We start from the raw sequence: 17,911 nt of genomic DNA, 5'->3' as shown, positions 1-17,911 counted from the left end.
CGCGCCGCGGCCCGCTGACCGCGCGCCCCTCGCCGGCCGCCGCCCGGATCGATGCCGCGGCCCCTCGATTGCGCGCATCCGGGCCGGCTTCCCGGAGCCCCCGCGGGGCGGTACCGTCCTCCGGGGCTTTGCGAACGGAGCGACAGAATGAAAGAACCGAAGATCCTGGCGTCGAACCAGAACCGGCCGTACGGCATGACCGCGACCGCAACGCACGTCTACTGGTCCAATTACGGAGAGGATCCGTTCTTCGACACGGCCGCCACGAAGCACCTGCGCCCGCCGGTCGAGCGCGCCGCGCGTGATCTCTCGCCGCCCCGCGGCGCCATCATGGCGCTCGACAAATGCGGCGGCGCGCCCGTCGTGCTCGCGCCGCACGAATACCAGCCGAACGGCGTCGCCGCGAGCGCGACCCACGTCTTCTGGACGTGTTACGGCTTCTCCGGCGGCGGATCGGTCCGCAAGATCGCGAAGACCGGCGGCGCGCCGACGGTGCTCGTGCCCGACATGCAATACCTCGGGACCCTCGCCGTCGACCCCGAGCGGGTGTACTTCGTTTCATTCTACAATTTCATGACCGACAACGTCATGTCGGTGCCCGTGGGTGGCGGCCCGGTGACGACGCTCGCGACGGAGCAGAACCCGGCCGGGATCGCCCTGTACGATCACGTCCTCTACTGGACCAACTTCGCCGGCGGCCAGGTGATGAAGATCCCGGCCGCGGGGGGCGCGGCGACGCAGGTGATCCCGCCGGCGGACGTGGCGCCGGGGATGACGGGTATCGCCGTGCGCGCCGGGTATCTCTACTTCGCCAACATGGGCACGGGCGCCGGCGACGGAAAGGTGATGAGGATGCGCATCGACGGCACGGGGCTCGCCGTGCTGGCCGACGGGCAGCACACCCCCTTCCGCATCGCCGTGGACGACAAGCACGTTTACTGGACGAACATGGGCTCGACGGACGCGGAGAACGGGTCCGTGATGCGGGTGCGCCTCGAGGGGGGCAAGCCGAAGACGCTGGCCTCGGATCTGGCGCAGCCGATCGCCATCGCGCTCGACGACGAGCACGTCTACTGGGCGAACCTCGCGCACACGACCGAGGCGGGGACGATCATGTCGCTCCGGAAGTGAGCGCCGCCGCGCTCAGGGCTGATCGGACCCCTGTCCCCCCTCGTCGTCCTCGGGCGAGGTGGCGAGCGCCGGGCATTTCCGCATGACGACCTCGCACGCCTGAACCGGCGTCTCGAGCGAGCTCAGGGCGGAGTCGCACGTGAGCGCCCGGAGCCGATCGGCGTGGGCGAGCAGGCACACCTCGTACTCGGCGACGGTCGCGGTGCAGCCGTCGCGCAGCTCGGCCGCGGGCAGGCAGCTCGTGTCCGCGGCCTGGCTGTCGCGCGTCTCCTCGGGCTCGTTCATGCACTTCTCCTTGACCGAGGCGCACGTCTGCCCGAAAGCGGACCACACGACGCCGGCGAGCTCGCAGGCGTCCTCCTTGGAGAGCTTCACCCGCGCCGTGAGCGACTGGCACGTCGACTCCACGTCCGCGGTCGTCAGATCCTTGAGCTCCTTGCTGCTCACGGCGGCAGGTATCGGAGCGGCGGACGCGCCGCCGTCGGCCCAGACGACGAGCGACAGGACAACCGAGAGGGCCCCGAATCGAGTCAGTTGGTTCATTCCTTCTCTCCCTTCCAGGTGCGGCCGCCTTCGCGGCCGTGGGGCCTCGGAGCAACGCGCGTACCGCGCGCGCCATTGTGCACGATCGAGCCGCGCGCCCGGCCCGACGCGAAGCCCGAGAAAGAGGCATTGTGGCGAGAGGGGAGTCCGGCGAGAGCGAAGAGAAGAGGTACCGCGGCGGCGCGGCGGGCGCGGAGGGAAAGCGTAGAGAGGGGAGCGCGCGCGCCGGGGGCCGGCGCGCGCGCAGGGGCCGGGCGCCGCTTGGCCCTGGGCGCCCCGGGAGCGCGTCAGAGGAGGTCGCGCTCGCCGCCCGGATAGACGAACGAGCTGCGCGGCGCGTGCCACGAGGCGGTCTTCACCACCTCCAGCGGGCTCCCGGGCCGCAGCGCGTACACCGGGTGATCCTTCGCGAGGAACTCGATGGACAGGAGCTCGTAGGGATCGGCCATGTCCGCGATGAAGGGGTAGTTGCCCGCCACCAGCCGATCTCCCACCTTCGTCACGTAGGTGAGGTGCCCGCGCGCGACCGTCGCGATCTTGTTGCCCACGCGGGCCGTCGTCCGGATGATGGGCACGCCGTCCACCGTCGTCGTCGCCACGAGCTCCCTGCCGTGCAGCTCGAGCGTGGTCGTCCCGGGGGACGCCGGCACGCCGCGCTCGGCCACGTACCGGCGCACGAGCTCCGAGGAGTTGAAGTAATGCGTGAAGAAGCGGGCCGGGGCCGAGCCGTCCGGCGTCGTGTGGTCCGCGAGATCCAGGCCGAGGTAGGTCAGCGAGTAGTCCCCGAAGCCGGAGGTCTGCTCCGGCCTGTCGACCACGTACTGGTTCATGTAAATGGCCTTGTTCGCGGCGGGCCTGATCCCTTTCGGCAGCAGCGCGGCGGCGGCGTCCGGATCCGCAGGGACCCAGCTCGAGTAGAGCATCCGGCTATCGATGACCATCTGCGGCGCGGCGAGCTTCGACTCGGACATGATGATGGCTTTCTCCCCCCCGGGCAGGACAAGCACTATCACAAGTCGGCGCGCCGCAGCCGGCGGCCCGCGGCGCGCGGCCGCCCCGGCGGCGGGGGAGAACCTTAGTCAGAGCCTGTACCGGAGTGCGAGGCTGGGCGTGAACGTCAGGAGCGTTCGCCCCGTCAGGCGGTCGGCCGGGAACGTGGCCGCGCCGTCGCCCGCGGCCGTCACCGTGCTGCGCCCCGGGTCCCAGGTCGCCTGCGTGATCATGAAGAGAAGCATCGCCTGGACACCCACGGACACCTCCAGGCGCTCGCCGAGCATCAGGCCGGCGCGCACCTCGGGGGCCGCATACAGCGACAGCGCGAGGTGACCCTGCGACACGTCGACCTCGTACGGATCGGCGCTGTCGTGATCCGGGCGCGGCACCGTGCGGAAGGTGCCCCGGCGCGCGGCGGAGACGGAGCCGACGAGCCCGCCGAGGCCGAGGTTCAGCGAGATCGGGCGCTGCTCGCCGAGGCGCAGGCCGGTCGACGCGCCGAAGAGGACGGCGGTCAGCGCGAGGTCGTCGTCGGCGAGCCCGGGGTTCGGGGGGAGGTCGCGCGGCGTCGCGGAGGTCGGCCGCCCCGCCACGCGCTGGCCGAGGTGGAGGGCGCCGAGCTCGACGCCGTACACGAGCGCCGAGGGGAGCTGGTACGTCAGCCTGAGCCCCGCCTGGAGGCCCACGCCGAGGCCAGCGTCACACGCGCCGCTGCAGGCGCCCGCCACGCCGCCGCCGAACGACGGCGTCACCGCGGGGCCGGCGCGGAGCTCGAGCTGGGTCTGCGTCTCGCGGCGGCCGCCGCGCGCCGCGTCCGGATCGCGCGAGAGCGCGACGGGCAACGTCCGCGCCTCGCCGTGCGCCAGGCTGGTGCGCGCGCGCCGCCGGACCCACCCGTCGAGCCCGACCTCGATCTCGTGGGCGCCCGGCCGGAGCCCGCCGGACCAGGCGCCGCGCCCCAGGATCACGCCGTCGACGGCCACCATCGCCCCGGGCGGCGTCGGCTCGACGCGGAGCTCGGCGCCGAGCTCCTCGACGGCGAGCGTGAGCGACGTGACCTCGTTCTCCCGGACCAGCGCGGCGACCGGCTCGGTCCCGGTGTTGCCGTCGCCGCGTAAAATGACCGTGTGGCTGCCCGGGGCGAGCGGCCCTTCCCACGGCGTGGCGCCGACGATCGCGCTGTCGATCACCACGTCGGCCCGGCGCCCGCGCGGCTCGACGATCTTGAGGGTGCCGGCCTGCTGGAGCTCGGTCATGCGCGCCTCGAGCGTGGCGAGCCGCCCGCCCTCGACGTCGACGAGCTCCTCGAAGAGCGCGAACCCTCGCTTGTAGATGCGGACGGCGCGCACGCCCGGCGCCACGCGGAGCGGGGGCGACGGGAGCTCTCCCCGGCCGCGGCCGTCGATGGTGACGAGCGCGCCCGGCTCGCCGCCGCGGATCTCGAGCTCGCCGGCCTCCGCGATCACGTCGGGCGGCGGCGGGGGCGCGCCGCCGTGCGGCGCGACCGGCGCTGGCTGGGCGTACGCGGACGGCAGGGGCAGACCGGCGAGCAGCAGCGAGGCGAGGAGGGCGGCGGTGTGCGGGATGGGTTTCACGGGGTGCCCCGGGGGTGGTCGGCGTGGAACATCGCGGGCCGTGGATCTAGCCCCGCCGCGGCCCGGGCGACCTCGCGATCCGAGAAGCGGCGTCGCTCCCCCGCGATCACCTGCTCCACCTCGTGCCCCTTGCCGGCGATGACCACGACCTCGCCCTCGGCCGCGGACGTCACCGCCCCCTCGATCGCGCGCGCGCGGTCGAGCTCGACCGCGACGTCGCCGTGGTCGCCGAGCCCGGCGCGGATCGCGGCCGCGATCGCGGCGGGGTCCTCGCCGCGGGGGTTGTCGCTCGTGAGCACCACGCGGTCGGCGGCGCGCGCGGCGGCGCCCATCAGCGGGCGCTTCTCGCGGTCGCGGCCGCCGCCCGCGCCGAAGACGACGGTGAGGCGGCGGCCGGCGGCGAGGCGCCGGGCGGCGGCAAGGGTGCGGGCGAGCGCGTCGGGCGTGTGCGCGTAGTCGACGACCACCCGCGGCCGCTCCGCGACCACCTCGAAGCGGCCCGGCGGCGGCGCGGCGGCGGCGATCGCCGCGGCGGCCTCGGCGGGGGGCACGCCGCTCGCGACCGCGGCCGCGAAGGCGGCGAGGGCGTCCTCGGCGAAGACGTCGCCGATGGCGCGCGTGCAGAGCTCGGGCGGCGCCGCGCCGAAGCGCGCGCTCGCCTCGAGGGCGATCCGGGTGCCGCCCCAGCCGACGTCGACGCGGCGGGCGAGCAGGTCGAGCGGCGCGCGCGCCTCGCCGCGCGACGGGGCGCCGTACCGCAGCACCCGCACGCCGCCGGGGACGACCTCCTCGAGCAGGGACGACGCGGGGTCGCAGCCGTTCACGACCGCCGCGCCGCCTTCGGGGAGGTGGACGAAGAGCTGCGCCTTGCTCGCGAGGTAGTGCTCGGCGCTGCCGTGGGCGTCGAGGTGATCGCGCGTGAGGTTCGTGAACACGCCGACGCGGCACGGCCACGCCCGCGCGAAGCCGAGCGAGAGCGCCTCGCTCGTCAGCTCGATGGCGGCGCGCCGCCCGCCGCGCTCGAGGCACCGCCGCATCGTCTCGACGAAGCCCGCGGCGTCGAACGGGACGTCGAGGCGCTCGTCGTCGAGGAAGCTGCCGAGCGTCGTGACGCGCGCGACCGGGCCGCCGAGGCGCGCGAGCGCCGCCGCGACGAGCGTCGTCGTGGTGGTCTTGCCGTTGGTGCCGGTGACGCCCACCGTGAAGAGCCGGCCCGCCCACGGCGGGGAGAGGGGCGGGGGACACATGCGCGCGGAGCCGCCGGGTCAGAAGGCGTCGATCGAGTCGAGGCAGAACGAGAGGTCCGAGGGATACGGGTCCTGACAGCCGCCCTCGGTGGCGCACGTGATCATCCGCCGGCGGCCCTCCTCGGTGAGGCCGTCGAGCACGTCGTGACAGCCTTCCAGCCACGCGGCGTCCGCGGCGTCGCTCTCGCAGAGCGGGGCGAGGCGCGCGCAGTCGTCGTCCGCCGAGCTGTCCGGGCACGACGCGCCGAGCGAGCCGCGCACGCAGCCGTCCACGTCGCCGGAGCGCGTGCACGTGTCGGGGTCCAGCGCGTTCAGGCACACGACGAGGCCCTCGGCGACCCCGGGCTTCAGGAAGGCGAGGACGGCCGGGCAGGCGCCTTCGCCCTCGCAGTCGGTCGCGCAGATGCCGGGCGAGCCGACCGTGTCGTCGCAGACCCCGCCGCCGCCGCCGCCGGCGCCGCCGCCGCCCTCCGCTTCGCCGCCGCCGGCACCGCCGCCGCCCTCCGCTTCGCCGCCGCCGGCGCCGCCGCCGCCGCTGCCGCTGCCGCCGGCGGCCTCACCGCCGCTGCCGCCGGCGCCGCCGCCGCCCAGGGCACCGTCGCCGCCGGCGCCGCCCGAGCCCGCCGCGGGGCTGCCCGGGGCCTCGCTGCCCGAGGCGCACGACGCGGCGGCGATCGTGGTGACGAGCAGCAGGAAGCGAGAGCGATCCAGGTGCATGAAGGGCTCCGTGTCGGCGAAGGGCTCGCCCGTTCTACCACGAGCGCGCGGCTGGCGGCGCTGGCGGCCTGCGGGTCAGCCGTCGGGCGCGTCGACGTGCGGGGAGAGCACCTCGGTGATCCAGCTCATCACCGCGCGCACGCGGCGCGGCACGCTCCTGCCGTGTGTGTGGAGGAGCGAGACCGGCATGGGCGCGCAGGTGAGGGCGGGCAAGACCTCGACGAGCGCGCCCGCGGTGATGCTGGCGAGCATGCCTGTCCGCGGCGCCTGGATGATGCCGAGCCCCGCGACGCACGCCGCGCGGTAGGCGTCGGCGCTGTTCACCGTCACCATGCTGCGCATCGGCCGCTCGCGGTAGCCGCCGTCGTGGGGGTACTCGAACGACGGCGCCTCGGCGCCGAGCGTCGACGAGTAATGCACGACGAGGTGCCGATCGAGATCCTCGAGCCGGCGCGGCGTGCCGTGCTCGCGCAGGTAGGACGGGCTCGCGCAGTTGATCATCCGCAGGACGCCGAGCCTGCGGCCGACGAGCCCCGGGTCGCCCGGGGCGCCGATGCGCAGGACGCAGTCGAAGCCCTCGCGGAGCGGCTCGACCCGCCGATCGGTCGTGCTGAGGATCACCTCGAGCCCGGGGGTCTGCGCGAGCAGCTCGGGCAGGCGCGGGATGATGACGTCGCGCGCGAAGTTCACCGGCAGATCGATCCGCACGCGCCCGCGCATGGCCCTCGCCGCCTGGAACATCCCGCCGATCTCGTCGGCCTCGAGCGCGAGGCGCCGCGCGCGCGGCAGGAGCTCCTCGCCGTCGGGCGTGAGGCGCACGACGCGCGTCGAGCGCTGGAGGAGCCGGCTGCCGAGCTCCGCCTCGAGGGCCTTGAGCCGCAGCGACACGCGCGCCTTGGGCATGCCGAGGTGCTCGCCGGCCCGCGTGAAGCTCCCGAGCTCCGCCACCTTCACGAAGATCTTCAGCGATTCCAGGTCGACGCTCATTGTCTCAGCTGGCGAAACAGTGTGTCGGAACCCTGGGCCTTTCTCAACCGGGAACGGCTGACTATTCACTACCTCAGACAGCGGCGCGCGGCCGCGTCGCCATCGAAAGGACTCGACCATGAGCACATCGAAGCAGAGCACCGTCGCCCTCATCACCGGCGGAAACCGCGGGCTCGGGAAGAGCATGGCGCTCCACCTCGCGGATCGCGGCGTGGGCGTCCTCATCACCTACCGCGGCAACGCCGCCGAGGCGGCGGACGTGGTGAAGCAGATCGAGGCCAAGGGGGGCAAGGCGGCGGCCCTCGCGCTCGACGTCGCCGACACGCGCGGCTTCGGCGCGTTCGCCGAGGCGGTGAAGGCGGAGCTCGCCGGCCGCTTCGGGCGCGATCGCCTCGATTACCTGGTGAACAACGCCGGCATCGGCGTGCACGCGAGCTTCGCCGAGACGACGGAGGAGCAGTTCGACGCGCTCATGAACGTCCACCTGAAGGGGACGTTCTTCCTCACGCAGAAGCTCCTGCCGCTCATCGCGGACGGGGGGCGGATCCTCAACGTCTCGTCGGGGCTCGCGCGGTTCACCTTCCCCGGGTACGGCGCCTACGCCGCGATGAAGGGCGGCGTGGAGGTGCTCACCCGCTACATGGCGAAGGAGCTCGGGCCGCGGAAGATCTCGGTCAACGTGCTCGCGCCGGGCGCGATCGAGACCGATTTCGGGGGCGGCGCCGTGCGCGACGACGCCGCGTTGAACAAGATTGTCGCCGGCCAGACCGCCCTCGGCCGGGTCGGCCTCCCGGACGACATCGGCGGCGTGGTCGCGCTGCTCCTCTCGCCCGAGAGCGCCTGGATCAACGGCCAGCGCATCGAGGCGTCAGGCGGCATGATGCTCTGAGGGGCCCGGCGGTTGGCGGCGGTTGGCAGGCGCGTGAGCGCCGTCCTCCCGTGGAGGGCGCCGTCAGGCCGTGCCGTCGACGCCACCCGCGCCGCCGGGCGCGCGACGTGAGGCGCCATCCCCGACGTCAGTTCCCCGATTCACCGCCCGCGCCGCCTGAGCCCGTATCTCCATCGCCCGGACCGGCAGCTCCGCCCGCGCCGCCTGAGCCCGTGTCCCCATCGCCCGGACCGGCGCCGCCCGTGCCTCCGCCGCCCACGCCCGCTCCGCCGCCCACGCCCGCTCCGCCGCCCCAGCCGCAGTCCTGGGGATAACCGCAGTAGCCGCCGCAATCGATCTGGGGAGAGACGCAGAACTGCGGCTGCTCGCGGTTCCTCTCCAGCTCCACGGGCAGGAACGCGAGCTGCTCGGTGATCCAGGCGTCGAGCGACTCGTACCGCTCCTCGTCGCCCGAGCGGAGCATGCCCTCGTCCGACAGCTGATCGTAGATGCCCTTCAGCAGCGCGTTGGGCTCGAGCGCGGTGAAGTCCTCGATCACGTCCTCGCACGTCGCGATCGTGTCGGCCCAGCAGGCCGGGTCGCTCTGGCACCCGCGCGCCAGCGTGTTCGCGCCGGGCAGCGGGACCAGCGGATACCAGCTCTGCCCCAGGCTGATGTCGACCGAGTACGGCAGGTACTGGAACAGCCCATCGGCCCGCTCGACCAGCACGACGTTGTTGCTGTTGTGGAGCGCGTCGTCCCCGGTGGCGAGCACCCACGACAGGCACTGGAAGCGGTGGAAGGCCGGCCAGTCGATCCAGCCCTCGAGCGCGCCCTTGAAGCCCTCGCCCGGCGGCATGCCGGTGATCACCTCTTCGAGCTCCTTCACGCGGGTGTTATCGCACGTCTTGAGCTGGCAGTTCCCCGGATCGTCGAACACGCTGCCGCCGATCGGCCTCACGTCGATCGGGAGCGGGATCCCGCCGCCCGGCGGGGGAGCGCCGGCGAAGTCCCCGGCGAACTCCCACATGTTGGCGCAGCCGCCGCCGAGCTTGTCCTCGAGGCGCTCGCAGAACGCCTTCTTGTAACGCTCGACCACGATGTAGGGGATGGACACCTCCGCGCCCCAGACATTGCTCGACACCCAGGCGTAGCTGGCCCGGGGGGCCGGGTAGCCGAGGCGAGCATAGAGCTCGAGCGTGAGGCGCTCGCGGAAGATGCTGCCGACCTGGCCGTTGTTGAAGCGCAGGTGCTCGAGGCCGCCGAGCTTTTGCTTCTCGACGAACTCGTCCGTGTCGATGTTGAGGTTGGGGATGGTGCGCTTCGTCCAGGGCCGCATCGTCGACTGTCCGACGACCCCCACCTGGACCTTGCCGTAGTCGGCCGTCTTGCCCGCGGCGCCGGCCGTCGTCACCCACAGGTGGTCCACGAAGGTCTCGTCCTCCCCGGTCGGTGAGTAGATGTCTCCGAACGCCGGTTGCGCGATGGGGATCCCGACGCCGCCCGTCCGTTCGTTCATGAGCTCGAGCTGCTCTTCGGAGACAGCGAACCAGTAGCGGTTGCCGACGGCGCCGAAGACGTCGATCGCGAGATCGGCCACCTCGGTGTCCGCGACGGGCGCTCCCGGGTACTCCTCTCCGGGCCCGCCGCCGGCGCCGCCGGCTCCCCCGGCGCCGCCGGTTCCCCCGGCCCCGCCCTCCCCGTTCGTATACTGGTAGTTGAAGGTGTAATAGTTGTCCGGCTCATCGGCGCAGCCCGCCAGGAAGACGGCAGACGGGGTGGCGAGGAGGGCAAACAGCGAGATCGCTCGCGTGCGGGACGACCATGACCGAACAGAAGCAGGAGAGGGTAGCTGGCTGGACATACACGTGACCTTTCCGGGACACGCCAGCTGCAAGAAGCGTACCGTCCAGGGTGAAAATTGTGGTCGCGCTGTCAACGTGCCCCGGGGCCCGGTGAGCCGCGCAGATCCGAGGAGGGGTTTTGCGGGAGCGGCTCCCTTCGGCCCCGCGGGCGTGGACGTGTGGCCTTCGCCCCCTCATGACACGAGGATCAGAGCCTGGCACACTGCCCAGGCTCAGCGTCCGTGTGCGCCAGCGTCGCGATGCGGCGTGGCGCGCGGCGTCCACGTCGGCTCGAGGTGGCCCATCGCTGGGCGGCGCGGCGCCAGCGTCGGGCCTCTCCGCGCTCATTCTCGAGTGGCCTGTCCGACCAATCAGGGCGAAACTTGGACGCAGCCAGCCGGCCGCCGGCTGGCGTCGGACCAAGCGCTCGCAGCAAGGAGTGTCCAAGCCGCCATGCCCACACCTTACCGAGACGACCTCGACGCCCTGAACGCCCGTCACGACCTGCTCGCCGAGGAGCTCGCGGCGGTGAAGCAGAAGACCGCGGAGCTCTCGGCGCTGCAGCAGGACGAGCGGCGCATCGAGGAGGAGCTCGAGGCGGTGCGCCGGAAGCTCGACGGCATGGCGGCGCGGCGGGCGCTCCCGCTGCTCGACAACGTGCGTGTCGCGAGCCCGTGCACCGCCGATTGGGAGGAGATGGCCGGCGACGACCGGGTGCGCTTCTGTGGTCAATGCCAGAAGCATGTCTACAACCTGTCGGAGATGCCGCGCGAGGAGGCGGAGCAGTTCATCCGGCAGGCCGCGGGCGGGGCGTGTATACGGCTCTACCGCCGCGCCGACGGGACGGTGATCACGGCCGACTGCCCGGTCGGCGCGCGCGTCCGCCGCGTCCGCAACCTGGCGCTGGCGACCGTGGGGAGCGGCGTCCTCGCCGCGGGCGCGGCGCTCGCCGGCGTGAACTCGTGCCCTTCCTCGCGGAGCGTCACCATGGGCGACATGGTCTATGAGGAGCAGGCTGCGCCGGAGTCCGAGCCGAGCGTCGTCGTTGGCGCAATGGCGCCGTGGGCCGATCGGGGGCAGGTCGTCAGCAAGCCCCAGGTGTTCACCGGCGACGTTCCCAGGCCGGCGGCGCCCGCAGCCGCGGAGGCTGACACCGGGCCTTCCGGGAGGACAGGCGCCGTTCCGCTGCGCGCGTACCCCGGGACCCCCGGGGCCGCGGTGAAGTACCCTGAGGCGCCCAAGAAGGCGCAGGCGAGGCCCGCTCCCGCCGCCGAGGCGGCGTCCCAGCGCGGCGAGCCCGCGCCGGGCGCCGCGAAGGAGTGCGGGTGCGCCCCGGGGGACTCCCTCTGCACCTGCCTGTGATCGCCGGCGGGTGATGACGGACGCCGGCGCGTCCTGCCCTCCACACCATCAACCGGGAAACGCGCCGTAAAGCGCGCTTGATGTCGCCCGGGTTGTGACTCCAGACCTTCTGCCCCGCCCGTCCTCGATGGCGATGTGCGCCCACGCGCAGGCGAGGCGCGCGCGGCTCGGGCAGGGCTCGGACCGGCCGCGGACAGCCGACGACGTCCGGTAGCGTAGACTCGGTCCGCTGGAGCGGACTCGGTCCGCTGGAGCGGAGTCCGGCGGAGCGGACGCCGCGTTCACGCGAGGGGCGCTCTCGCCGGCTCGATCTCGCGAGATCGAGCCGGCGAGATCCGATGGCGCGCTGGCACTCTGGTTGCTCTCCGGCACCGGTCATCACCGCGCGCCTCTGCCGACAGCCCCTCTTCTCCGGGGGGCGCCGCGAACGCGGCCGCGCAGCGCGATCCTGCTCGCCCGATGAGCCTCGCCGCGAAAGCGGCAGGGGGGCAGCGAGGCGCACATCCGCATGGAGAGATACGGCGCGGCTCACCGTGCGTCACACGGCGTACGTGAACGACCTGTTCTCGTACCAGAAGGAAGTCTTGTGGAACGACGCGCCTTGCAATCTGGTGCGCGTCCTGATGGCCAACGAGGGCGTGCGCTTCGAGGAAGCCGTGCAGGCCATCGTGTCGATGGTCAACCGTGACGTCGATCGGCTCCTCGAGATCGAGCGAGCCATCCCCTCGTGGGGACCAGCTCTCGACCGCCAAGCCGAGGCCTACGTCGACGGCATGAAGGCCTGGATCGTGGGCAACGTCGATTTTTCGCTGTCGAGCTCTCGCTACCGCTCGTCGGATTCGCCGTTCCTGGAGCTGCGCAGCGCGCAGCCACGGGGATGGACCCGCCGGAGCCCGACGGAGGATGGCGCTGCTCGTGGAGCGGAGTAGGGCGCAGGCTCTCCTGGCGACGGTAGGCTCAAGAGGGCCCGAGCCCTCGCCCCCTTCGGATCTTCACGCGGGGCCGTGTTCCGGATATCCAAACAACATGCCTCCTCCTCGGGATGACGAAGCCCTCCCGGCCGCGCCCTCTCCTCCCGCGGGCGCCGCGCATCGGGTCGAGCAGGAGCGCGATTTCTATCGCAAGCTCCTCGAGCTCGGCCAGACCGAGGAAATCGAGCCGTTCCTCGCCGAGGCCCTCGCCCTGATCGTGCAGATCACCGGCGCCCTCAGGGGGTACGTGGAGATCGCGGCCGACCCCGACGCCCGCGGCGAGCCGCCCTTCTGGGTCGCCCACGGCTGCCAGGACAAGGACGTCGCGGAGATCCGCGCCGCCTTCTCGCGGGGCGTCATCGCCGAGGCCCTCGCCACCGGCCGCACCATCATCACAGTCTCCGCCCTCCAGGACCCGCGCTTCCGCGCCAACGAGAGCGTCGAGCGCAACCGCATCGAGGCCGTGATCTGCGCCCCGATCAGCGTCCGTTCCCCCGCCGGCGCCCCCCCGCTCGGCGTCGTCTACCTCCAGAACCGCATCGAGAAGGATCGCTTCAACGAGGAGGATCGCCGACGCGTCGAGGCCTTCGCCCGCCACCTCGCCCCCTTCGCCGATCGCCTCATGCTGCGCTTCCGCCGCCGCGACGAGGCCGACCCGACCCTCCCTTTCCGGCGCGCCCTGCGCGCCGATTCCATCGTGGGCAAGAGCCCCGCGCTCGCGCTCGTCCTGTCGCAGGCCGCCGTCGCCGCGCCGCTCGACGTCACCGTCCTGCTCACGGGCCCCTCGGGCACCGGCAAGACCCAGCTCGCCCGCGCCCTGCACGAGAGCGGCCCGCGCGCGCGCGGCCCCTTCGTCGAGCTCAACTGCGCCGCGCTCCCCGAGGCGCTCCTCGAGAGCGAGCTGTTCGGCGCCCTGCCCGGCGCGCACTCCACCGCCAATCGCAAGGTCGAGGGCAAGGTGGCCGCCGCCGACAAGGGCACCCTCTTCCTCGACGAGATCGGCGAGCTCAAGCCCTCGGCGCAGGCCAAGCTGCTGCAGCTGCTCCAGTCGAAGGAGTACTACCCCCTCGGCGCGACGCGCCCCGTCCGCGCCGACGTGCGCGTCATCGCCGCGACCAACGTGGATCTCAAGGCGGCCGCGCAGCGCAAGGAGTTCCGCGAGGACCTCTTCTACCGCCTCCAGGTGCTGCCGATCCGCCTGCCCGCGCTCGCGGAGCGCCGCGAGGACATCGTTCTGCTCGCCGAGTTTTTCTGCGCGGCGGCCTGCAAGACCCACGGGCTGCCCAGCGTCCACCTCAGCGTCGACGCGCTCTGCGCCGTCGAGGCGGCGGAGTGGAGCGGCAACGCGCGCGAGCTCGCCCACGCCGTCGAGGCGGCCGCCATCCGCGCCGCGGCGCAGGGGGTCTCCCAGGTCGAGCGGCGCCACCTCTTCCCCGGCGACGTCGCGGCGCCCGAGGGCGCCGCCGCGGCCCCCGCCGTCTCGATCGCGCCCTACAAGGACCTGACCTTCCAGGAGGCCACCCGCCGCTTCCAGGCGGAGCTGCTCCGCGCCGCCCTCGAGGAGAACGGCTGGAACGTGGCCGAGGCGGCGACGAAGCTCGACCTCGCCCGCTCCCACGCCTACAAGCTCGTCCGCGCCTTCGGCCTGACGCGGCGGCGCGGCGGCGCCGACGAGCCCCGGCCGGGCTCGAAGCCGCCGTGAGCGAGGACTGTGACGCGCGTCATGCGTCGAGCCACTGCGCCGCGAGCGCCAGGGTCCGGCGGTTCTCGGGCACGTTCTCGAGGAAGCTCGCCCGGTGCTCCGCGCTCGCAATCTTGTCCGCGTTGGCGACGACGCGCCGCCTCGCCTCCGCGACGGCGGCGCGCGCGGCCTCGCGCTCGCCCGCGGCCTCGAGGCACTCGGCGTGGACGAGGCGCAGGAAGGCCGCGCGGAAGAACAGGCTGCAGCCGCCCATGGCCCGGGTCCGGGCGAGCCCCTCCTCGCAGAGGGCCGCGCCCTCGGCCGCCCGCCCCTCCGCGAGGCGCACCGCAGCGAGCGTCGCCAGCACGCCGGGCACCTCGATCGGGCACGCCGCGCGCAGCAGCTCGAGCGCCGCCTGCGCCTCGGCGCCGGCCGCGTCGAGCTCCCCCGCGCGCCGGAGCACCTCGGCGAGCGCCCAGCGGCCCCGGCCCTCGTCCTGCGGGAGGCGCTTCGCCTGCCCCGACGCGACGAGGCCCTCGGCCCAGCCGCGCGCGTCGGCGAGCGCGCCGCGATCCGCGAGCAGCCACGCGAGGATGAAGGGGCGGAACGACGAGGCCATGCCCACGTCGTCGTCCCGCATGCCGACGAGGGTGCGCTCGGCGGCCTCCGCGGCCCCGATGAGCCAGCGGTTCATGCTCGCGATGGCGCTGAGCAAGGTGCAGTACTTCCCGTGGCCGAGCGCCCGCGCGATGACCATCGCCTCCTCCGCGTGGAGGAGCGCCGTCGCCGGCTCCTCCCGGGCGCAGGCCCACCGGAGCCCGCGGATGCCGTGCCAGTTGCACACCACCGCGGGCTCCCCGTCGCCGAGCGCGTCCCGGAGCGCCGTCAGCCGCTCGAGCAGCGCGTCGGCCTCCTTGATCATGCCGAGGGTGTCGAGCGCGTGGACGCCGATGTTGATGGCGAGCACGAAGGCGTCCGCCGCGTCGGGCGACGGCTCGGTGCCCTGGAGGAGGTGGAGCATGTGCATGAACTCCTCGCGCCGCGCCTCCATGAGCGCGCCGCAGACCACGACGCTCAGGCCGTGGACCCACGGCACGCTCCCGCGCGGCGCGATCTGCATCAGCTCCCTCGCCTGCGGGACGGCGGCGGGGACCCGGGCCAGCTGCCACAGGAGCGACTGGCAGAGCGCCCCGAGGAGCTGGATCCGCAGGTCGTCCGGCACGCGGAACGCGAGCCCCCGGCGCGCGTACGCGACCGCCGCCGCCGACTCGGCCGCGTAGTGGGCCGTGAGCGCCGCGCGCTGGTAGTGGCGCGCCGCCCGCTCCTCGTCGCCCCCCTTCTCGAAGTGCTCCGCCAGGAGCGGGGCGTCCTGCTCGCCGTGGGCCTCGAGCCACGCCCCCGCGAGCCGGTGGCCGAGCGACCGGTCCGCGTCGGTCAGCATCGCGTAGGCCCCCTCGCGCACGAGCGCGTGGCGGAAGGTGTACTCGTGCTCGTCCGGGAAGCGGCTGTCCTCGCGCCGCGTGAGGAGCTCCTGCTCCACGAGCGCCTCGATCCGGCCCGTGACGCCCGGCGCGCCGCCGCAGAGCGCCGCGACCGCGCCCGACCAGAACGTCTCGCCGAAGACGCTCGCCGCGCGCAGGGCGCGCCGGTCCTCGTCGGCGAGCGCGCCGAGGCGCGACTGCACCATGGCGACCACCGTCTCGGGCAGGTCCTCGCCCCGGCCCTCGGCCGTCGCGCGGATGAGCTCCTCCAGATAGAACGCGTTGCCCGCGGACAGCCGCACGAGCCGCTCGATCGTCGCCGCCCCCGCGCGGCCGCCGAGCACGTGCGTCGCGAGGCGCTCGGCCGCCTTCCTCGGCAGCTCCCGCAGGCGGATCTCCTGGAGCCGGCGGCTCGCCCAGAGCTCCGGGAACAGGTCGTGGACCTCGGGGCGGGCCAGGGCGAGCACGAAGAGCGGCCGGTCCCGCAGCTCGCGCAGGGCGACGTCGAGGATCCGCGCCGTGGCGCCGTCGCACCAGTGCAGGTCATCGAGCAGGATCAGGAGCGGGCGCGCCGCGCACTCGGCCGCGATGAGGTCGAGGAACGCCGCGCGCACCTGCTCGCTCATGACCTGGGCGTCCCTGCGCGCCGTCCGGAGGGGCGCGCTCCGCTCGTCCGGGAAGGGCGCGTCGATGAGCTCGCCGAGGAACTCCGTCACCCGCGCGCGGTCGCCCGCGCCGATCCGCTCGGCCACGCGCGCCGAGAGCCGCTCCTGCCGCGTCGGGAGCGGCTCGCCGCCGCGGACGCCGCACGCGCTCTGGATGAGCCCCGCGAGCATGCCGAACGACGACCCGGTCCGGAGCGGCTCGCCGCGCGCGACCCAGACCGACGTGGGCTCGCCGCGCGCGCGCACGCTCTCCAGGCACGCCCGCCCGAGCCGCGATTTGCCCACGCCGGGCGGCGCCGTGACCAGCACCGCGTGCGCCTCGCCGCCCTCGACGCAGTCGTGGAAGAGCGCCTCGACCATGCGGAGCTCGCGCTCCCTGCCCACGAACGGCGTCCGGCCGCCGAGCAGCGTCCGCGCGTCGGCCACGTCGCGCTCGCCGAGCAGCGTGAGCGCGCCCCCGTCGTCGCGCACGTCGAAGCGCGCGTCGAGCAGCCCCACGGTCGCCCCGTCCAGCGCGATGAGGGCGCGCGGCCTGCCCTCCGCGATCGACCTCGCCTCCCCGAGCAGCCGCGCCGCCCGGTCGATCGCGGGCCCCACGGGCGCGCGCGCCGCGCCCTGTCCCATGCCGATCGCGAGCGTGATCTGCCGGCCCGGCGCGCGCTGGCCGAGCCGGAGCGCGCAGCGCGCCGCCTGCGCGGCCAGGTCCGTCGCCACCTGCGCGGTCGACAGCAGCACCGCCGCCGTCCCGTCGAGCAGCCACTCCAGCGCTCCGCCGTGCGCGGCGGCCTCGCCCGCGAGCGCCGCCTCATCGACCTGCTCGGCGCCCCTGGCCTGCACGGGCGGGCCGATCAGGATCACCGCCACGGCCCGCTGCTCGATGTCCGTCAGCGCGGGCGGTCCGGGCGCACACGCCATCTCCGTCGTCCTCGCGAGCGCGAGCGCGCCCGGCATTTCCTCCGTGTCTCGGAGCCCGACGAGCCCGACGTCCGGCGCGCGCGCCACGCCGAGCGCCCGCAGCATCGCGGCGGCCGAGCGCCCGTCCCGCGGCCGGTCGTCTGGTTGCTTCGAGAGCATGCGCGCGAGCAGCGCGTCGAGCTCGGGCGGCGCGGCGGGCATCCGGTCGCGGAGGCGCGGGGTCTCCTCGAACAGGATCTTCGTCAGGATGGCCTCCGCCGAGGCCGCCGCGAACGGCGGATCGCCCGTCAGGCACTCGAAGAGCACGCACCCGAGCGCGAACACGTCCGCGCGCGCGTCCATGTGCCTCGCGCCTCGCGCCTGCTCTGGCGCCATGTACGCCACCGTCCCGAGCAGCGTCCCCGAGGCGGTGATGGGCGTCAGCGCCTCGACGCGGACGAGGCCGAAGTCGAGGATCTTGATCCGATCGAGGCGCCCTCCGACGAGGAAGATGTTGCTCGGCTTGAGGTCGCGGTGGACGACGCCGCCCGCGTGCAGCGCGCCGAGCGCCTCGGCGACGGACAGGGCGAGCGCCACGCCGTCCTCCGTGCTGATCCGCCCTCGCGCGAGCCGCGCCGCGAGGTCCTCGCCCTCGAGCCACTCCATGACCAGGTAAGGCTCGCCCGAGGGGAGGACGCCCTCGGCCACGTGGCGCACGACGAGGGGGTGGTCGATCCGCGCGAGGACCATCACCTCGCGGGCGAACCGCGCGGCGGCGGCGTCCCAGCCCCCGCGCAGCACCTTGATCGCGACGGGCTGCCCCGTGCTCCGGTCGAGGCCGCGGTAGACCTCGCCCATCCCCCCGCGGCCGGCCAGGCGCTCGATCACGAAGCGATCCGCGAGGGAAGATCCGAGGTGCATGGCGGGCGCGC

The 17,911-nt window shown here is 73.9% G+C and carries 13 protein-coding genes; 5 read left to right on the top strand and 8 right to left on the bottom strand.

Annotation, left to right across the window (positions count from 1 at the left end; genetic code table 11):
• Window positions 1–147 precede the first annotated feature (147 nt).
• Entirely contained in the window at window positions 148–1,131 is a 984-nt protein-coding gene (locus WMF43_RS36975; protein ID WP_437672065.1) for a DUF5050 domain-containing protein, read from the top strand.
• 12 nt (window positions 1,132–1,143) lie between these two features.
• Here the strand turns inward: WMF43_RS36975 and WMF43_RS36970 are convergent, their stop codons facing one another.
• The 6 genes from WMF43_RS36970 to WMF43_RS36945 form a co-directional block, all read right to left on the bottom strand.
• Window positions 1,144–1,674, bottom strand: a complete 531-nt coding sequence (locus tag WMF43_RS36970; RefSeq protein WP_437672063.1) for a hypothetical protein — start codon at window positions 1,672–1,674, stop codon at window positions 1,144–1,146.
• Window positions 1,675–1,961: 287 nt separating this feature from the next.
• Window positions 1,962–2,645 carry a hypothetical protein gene (locus tag WMF43_RS36965; protein ID WP_437672061.1) on the bottom strand — a complete coding sequence of 228 codons (684 nt, stop codon included), beginning with the start codon at window positions 2,643–2,645 and terminating at the stop codon, window positions 1,962–1,964.
• A gap of 108 nt (window positions 2,646–2,753) precedes the next feature.
• A complete protein-coding gene (locus tag WMF43_RS36960; RefSeq protein WP_437672059.1) occupies window positions 2,754–4,262 on the bottom strand; it encodes a PEGA domain-containing protein in 1,509 nt (502 codons plus the stop codon).
• On the bottom strand, window positions 4,259–5,509 hold the full coding sequence (gene murE / locus WMF43_RS36955) for a UDP-N-acetylmuramyl-tripeptide synthetase (protein ID WP_437672057.1): 1,251 nt from the start codon (window positions 5,507–5,509) through the stop codon (window positions 4,259–4,261). Before murE ends, WMF43_RS36960 begins: the two co-directional genes overlap by 4 nt.
• Window positions 5,510–5,527: 18 nt before the next feature.
• Window positions 5,528–6,226: a hypothetical protein gene (locus tag WMF43_RS36950; protein WP_437672055.1), complete on the bottom strand. Its 699-nt coding sequence runs from the start codon at window positions 6,224–6,226 to the stop codon at window positions 5,528–5,530.
• A gap of 75 nt (window positions 6,227–6,301) precedes the next feature.
• Window positions 6,302–7,213: a LysR family transcriptional regulator gene (locus tag WMF43_RS36945; RefSeq protein WP_437672053.1), complete on the bottom strand. Its 912-nt coding sequence runs from the start codon at window positions 7,211–7,213 to the stop codon at window positions 6,302–6,304.
• Between the two features lie 118 nt (window positions 7,214–7,331).
• Between WMF43_RS36945 and WMF43_RS36940 the strand changes: the two genes are divergently transcribed.
• Window positions 7,332–8,102: an SDR family NAD(P)-dependent oxidoreductase gene (locus tag WMF43_RS36940; RefSeq protein WP_437672051.1), complete on the top strand. Its 771-nt coding sequence runs from the start codon at window positions 7,332–7,334 to the stop codon at window positions 8,100–8,102.
• Window positions 8,103–8,229: 127 nt separating this feature from the next.
• On the opposite strand, the gene WMF43_RS36935 is transcribed toward WMF43_RS36940, so the two are convergent.
• Complete coding sequence (locus tag WMF43_RS36935) at window positions 8,230–9,945, bottom strand: CotH kinase family protein (RefSeq protein WP_437672049.1); 1,716 nt, start codon at window positions 9,943–9,945, stop codon at window positions 8,230–8,232.
• A 433-nt stretch (window positions 9,946–10,378) separates the two neighbouring features.
• Here WMF43_RS36935 and WMF43_RS36930 point away from each other — a divergent pair, with 433 nt between their 5' ends.
• The 3 genes from WMF43_RS36930 to WMF43_RS36920 all read left to right on the top strand — a co-directional run bounded on the left by WMF43_RS36930 (window position 10,379) and on the right by WMF43_RS36920 (window position 13,960).
• On the top strand, window positions 10,379–11,287 hold the full coding sequence (locus WMF43_RS36930) for a hypothetical protein (RefSeq protein ID WP_437672047.1): 909 nt from the start codon (window positions 10,379–10,381) through the stop codon (window positions 11,285–11,287).
• A 338-nt stretch (window positions 11,288–11,625) separates the two neighbouring features.
• Window positions 11,626–12,216: a terpene synthase family protein gene (locus WMF43_RS36925; RefSeq protein WP_437672045.1), complete on the top strand. Its 591-nt coding sequence runs from the start codon at window positions 11,626–11,628 to the stop codon at window positions 12,214–12,216.
• 97 nt (window positions 12,217–12,313) lie between these two features.
• Window positions 12,314–13,960 (top strand): sigma 54-interacting transcriptional regulator, encoded by a 1,647-nt coding sequence (locus WMF43_RS36920; RefSeq protein WP_437672043.1) that lies wholly within the window; start codon window positions 12,314–12,316, stop codon window positions 13,958–13,960.
• A gap of 19 nt (window positions 13,961–13,979) precedes the next feature.
• On the opposite strand, the gene WMF43_RS36915 is transcribed toward WMF43_RS36920, so the two are convergent.
• Window positions 13,980–17,900 carry a protein kinase domain-containing protein gene (locus WMF43_RS36915; RefSeq protein ID WP_437672041.1) on the bottom strand — a complete coding sequence of 1,307 codons (3,921 nt, stop codon included), beginning with the start codon at window positions 17,898–17,900 and terminating at the stop codon, window positions 13,980–13,982.
• Between the last annotated feature and the right edge of the window lie 11 nt (window positions 17,901–17,911).

Source organism: Sorangium sp. So ce131, assembly GCF_051519095.1.
GTDB lineage: Bacteria > Myxococcota_A > Polyangia > Polyangiales > Polyangiaceae > Sorangium.
This window is presented reverse-complemented; position numbering and strand designations above follow the sequence as displayed.

What these genes read in the sequence shown, in the direction of transcription:
- WMF43_RS36965 (WP_437672061.1), bottom strand. Translation starts at nt 2,645, where the DNA reads ATGTCCGAGTCGAAGCTCGCCGCGCCGCAGATGGTCATCGATAGCCGG.
- WMF43_RS36975 (WP_437672065.1), top strand. Translation starts at nt 148, where the DNA reads ATGAAAGAACCGAAGATCCTGGCGTCGAACCAGAACCGGCCGTACGGC.
- WMF43_RS36915 (WP_437672041.1), bottom strand. Translation starts at nt 17,900, where the DNA reads ATGCACCTCGGATCTTCCCTCGCGGATCGCTTCGTGATCGAGCGCCTG.
- WMF43_RS36950 (WP_437672055.1), bottom strand. Translation starts at nt 6,226, where the DNA reads ATGCACCTGGATCGCTCTCGCTTCCTGCTGCTCGTCACCACGATCGCC.
- WMF43_RS36970 (WP_437672063.1), bottom strand. Translation starts at nt 1,674, where the DNA reads ATGAACCAACTGACTCGATTCGGGGCCCTCTCGGTTGTCCTGTCGCTC.
- WMF43_RS36945 (WP_437672053.1), bottom strand. Translation starts at nt 7,213, where the DNA reads ATGAGCGTCGACCTGGAATCGCTGAAGATCTTCGTGAAGGTGGCGGAG.
- WMF43_RS36935 (WP_437672049.1), bottom strand. Translation starts at nt 9,945, where the DNA reads ATGTCCAGCCAGCTACCCTCTCCTGCTTCTGTTCGGTCATGGTCGTCC.
- WMF43_RS36940 (WP_437672051.1), top strand. Translation starts at nt 7,332, where the DNA reads ATGAGCACATCGAAGCAGAGCACCGTCGCCCTCATCACCGGCGGAAAC.
- WMF43_RS36920 (WP_437672043.1), top strand. Translation starts at nt 12,314, where the DNA reads ATGCCTCCTCCTCGGGATGACGAAGCCCTCCCGGCCGCGCCCTCTCCT.
- WMF43_RS36930 (WP_437672047.1), top strand. Translation starts at nt 10,379, where the DNA reads ATGCCCACACCTTACCGAGACGACCTCGACGCCCTGAACGCCCGTCAC.
- WMF43_RS36925 (WP_437672045.1), top strand. Translation starts at nt 11,626, where the DNA reads ATGGCGCGCTGGCACTCTGGTTGCTCTCCGGCACCGGTCATCACCGCG.
- murE (WP_437672057.1), bottom strand. Translation starts at nt 5,509, where the DNA reads ATGTGTCCCCCGCCCCTCTCCCCGCCGTGGGCGGGCCGGCTCTTCACG.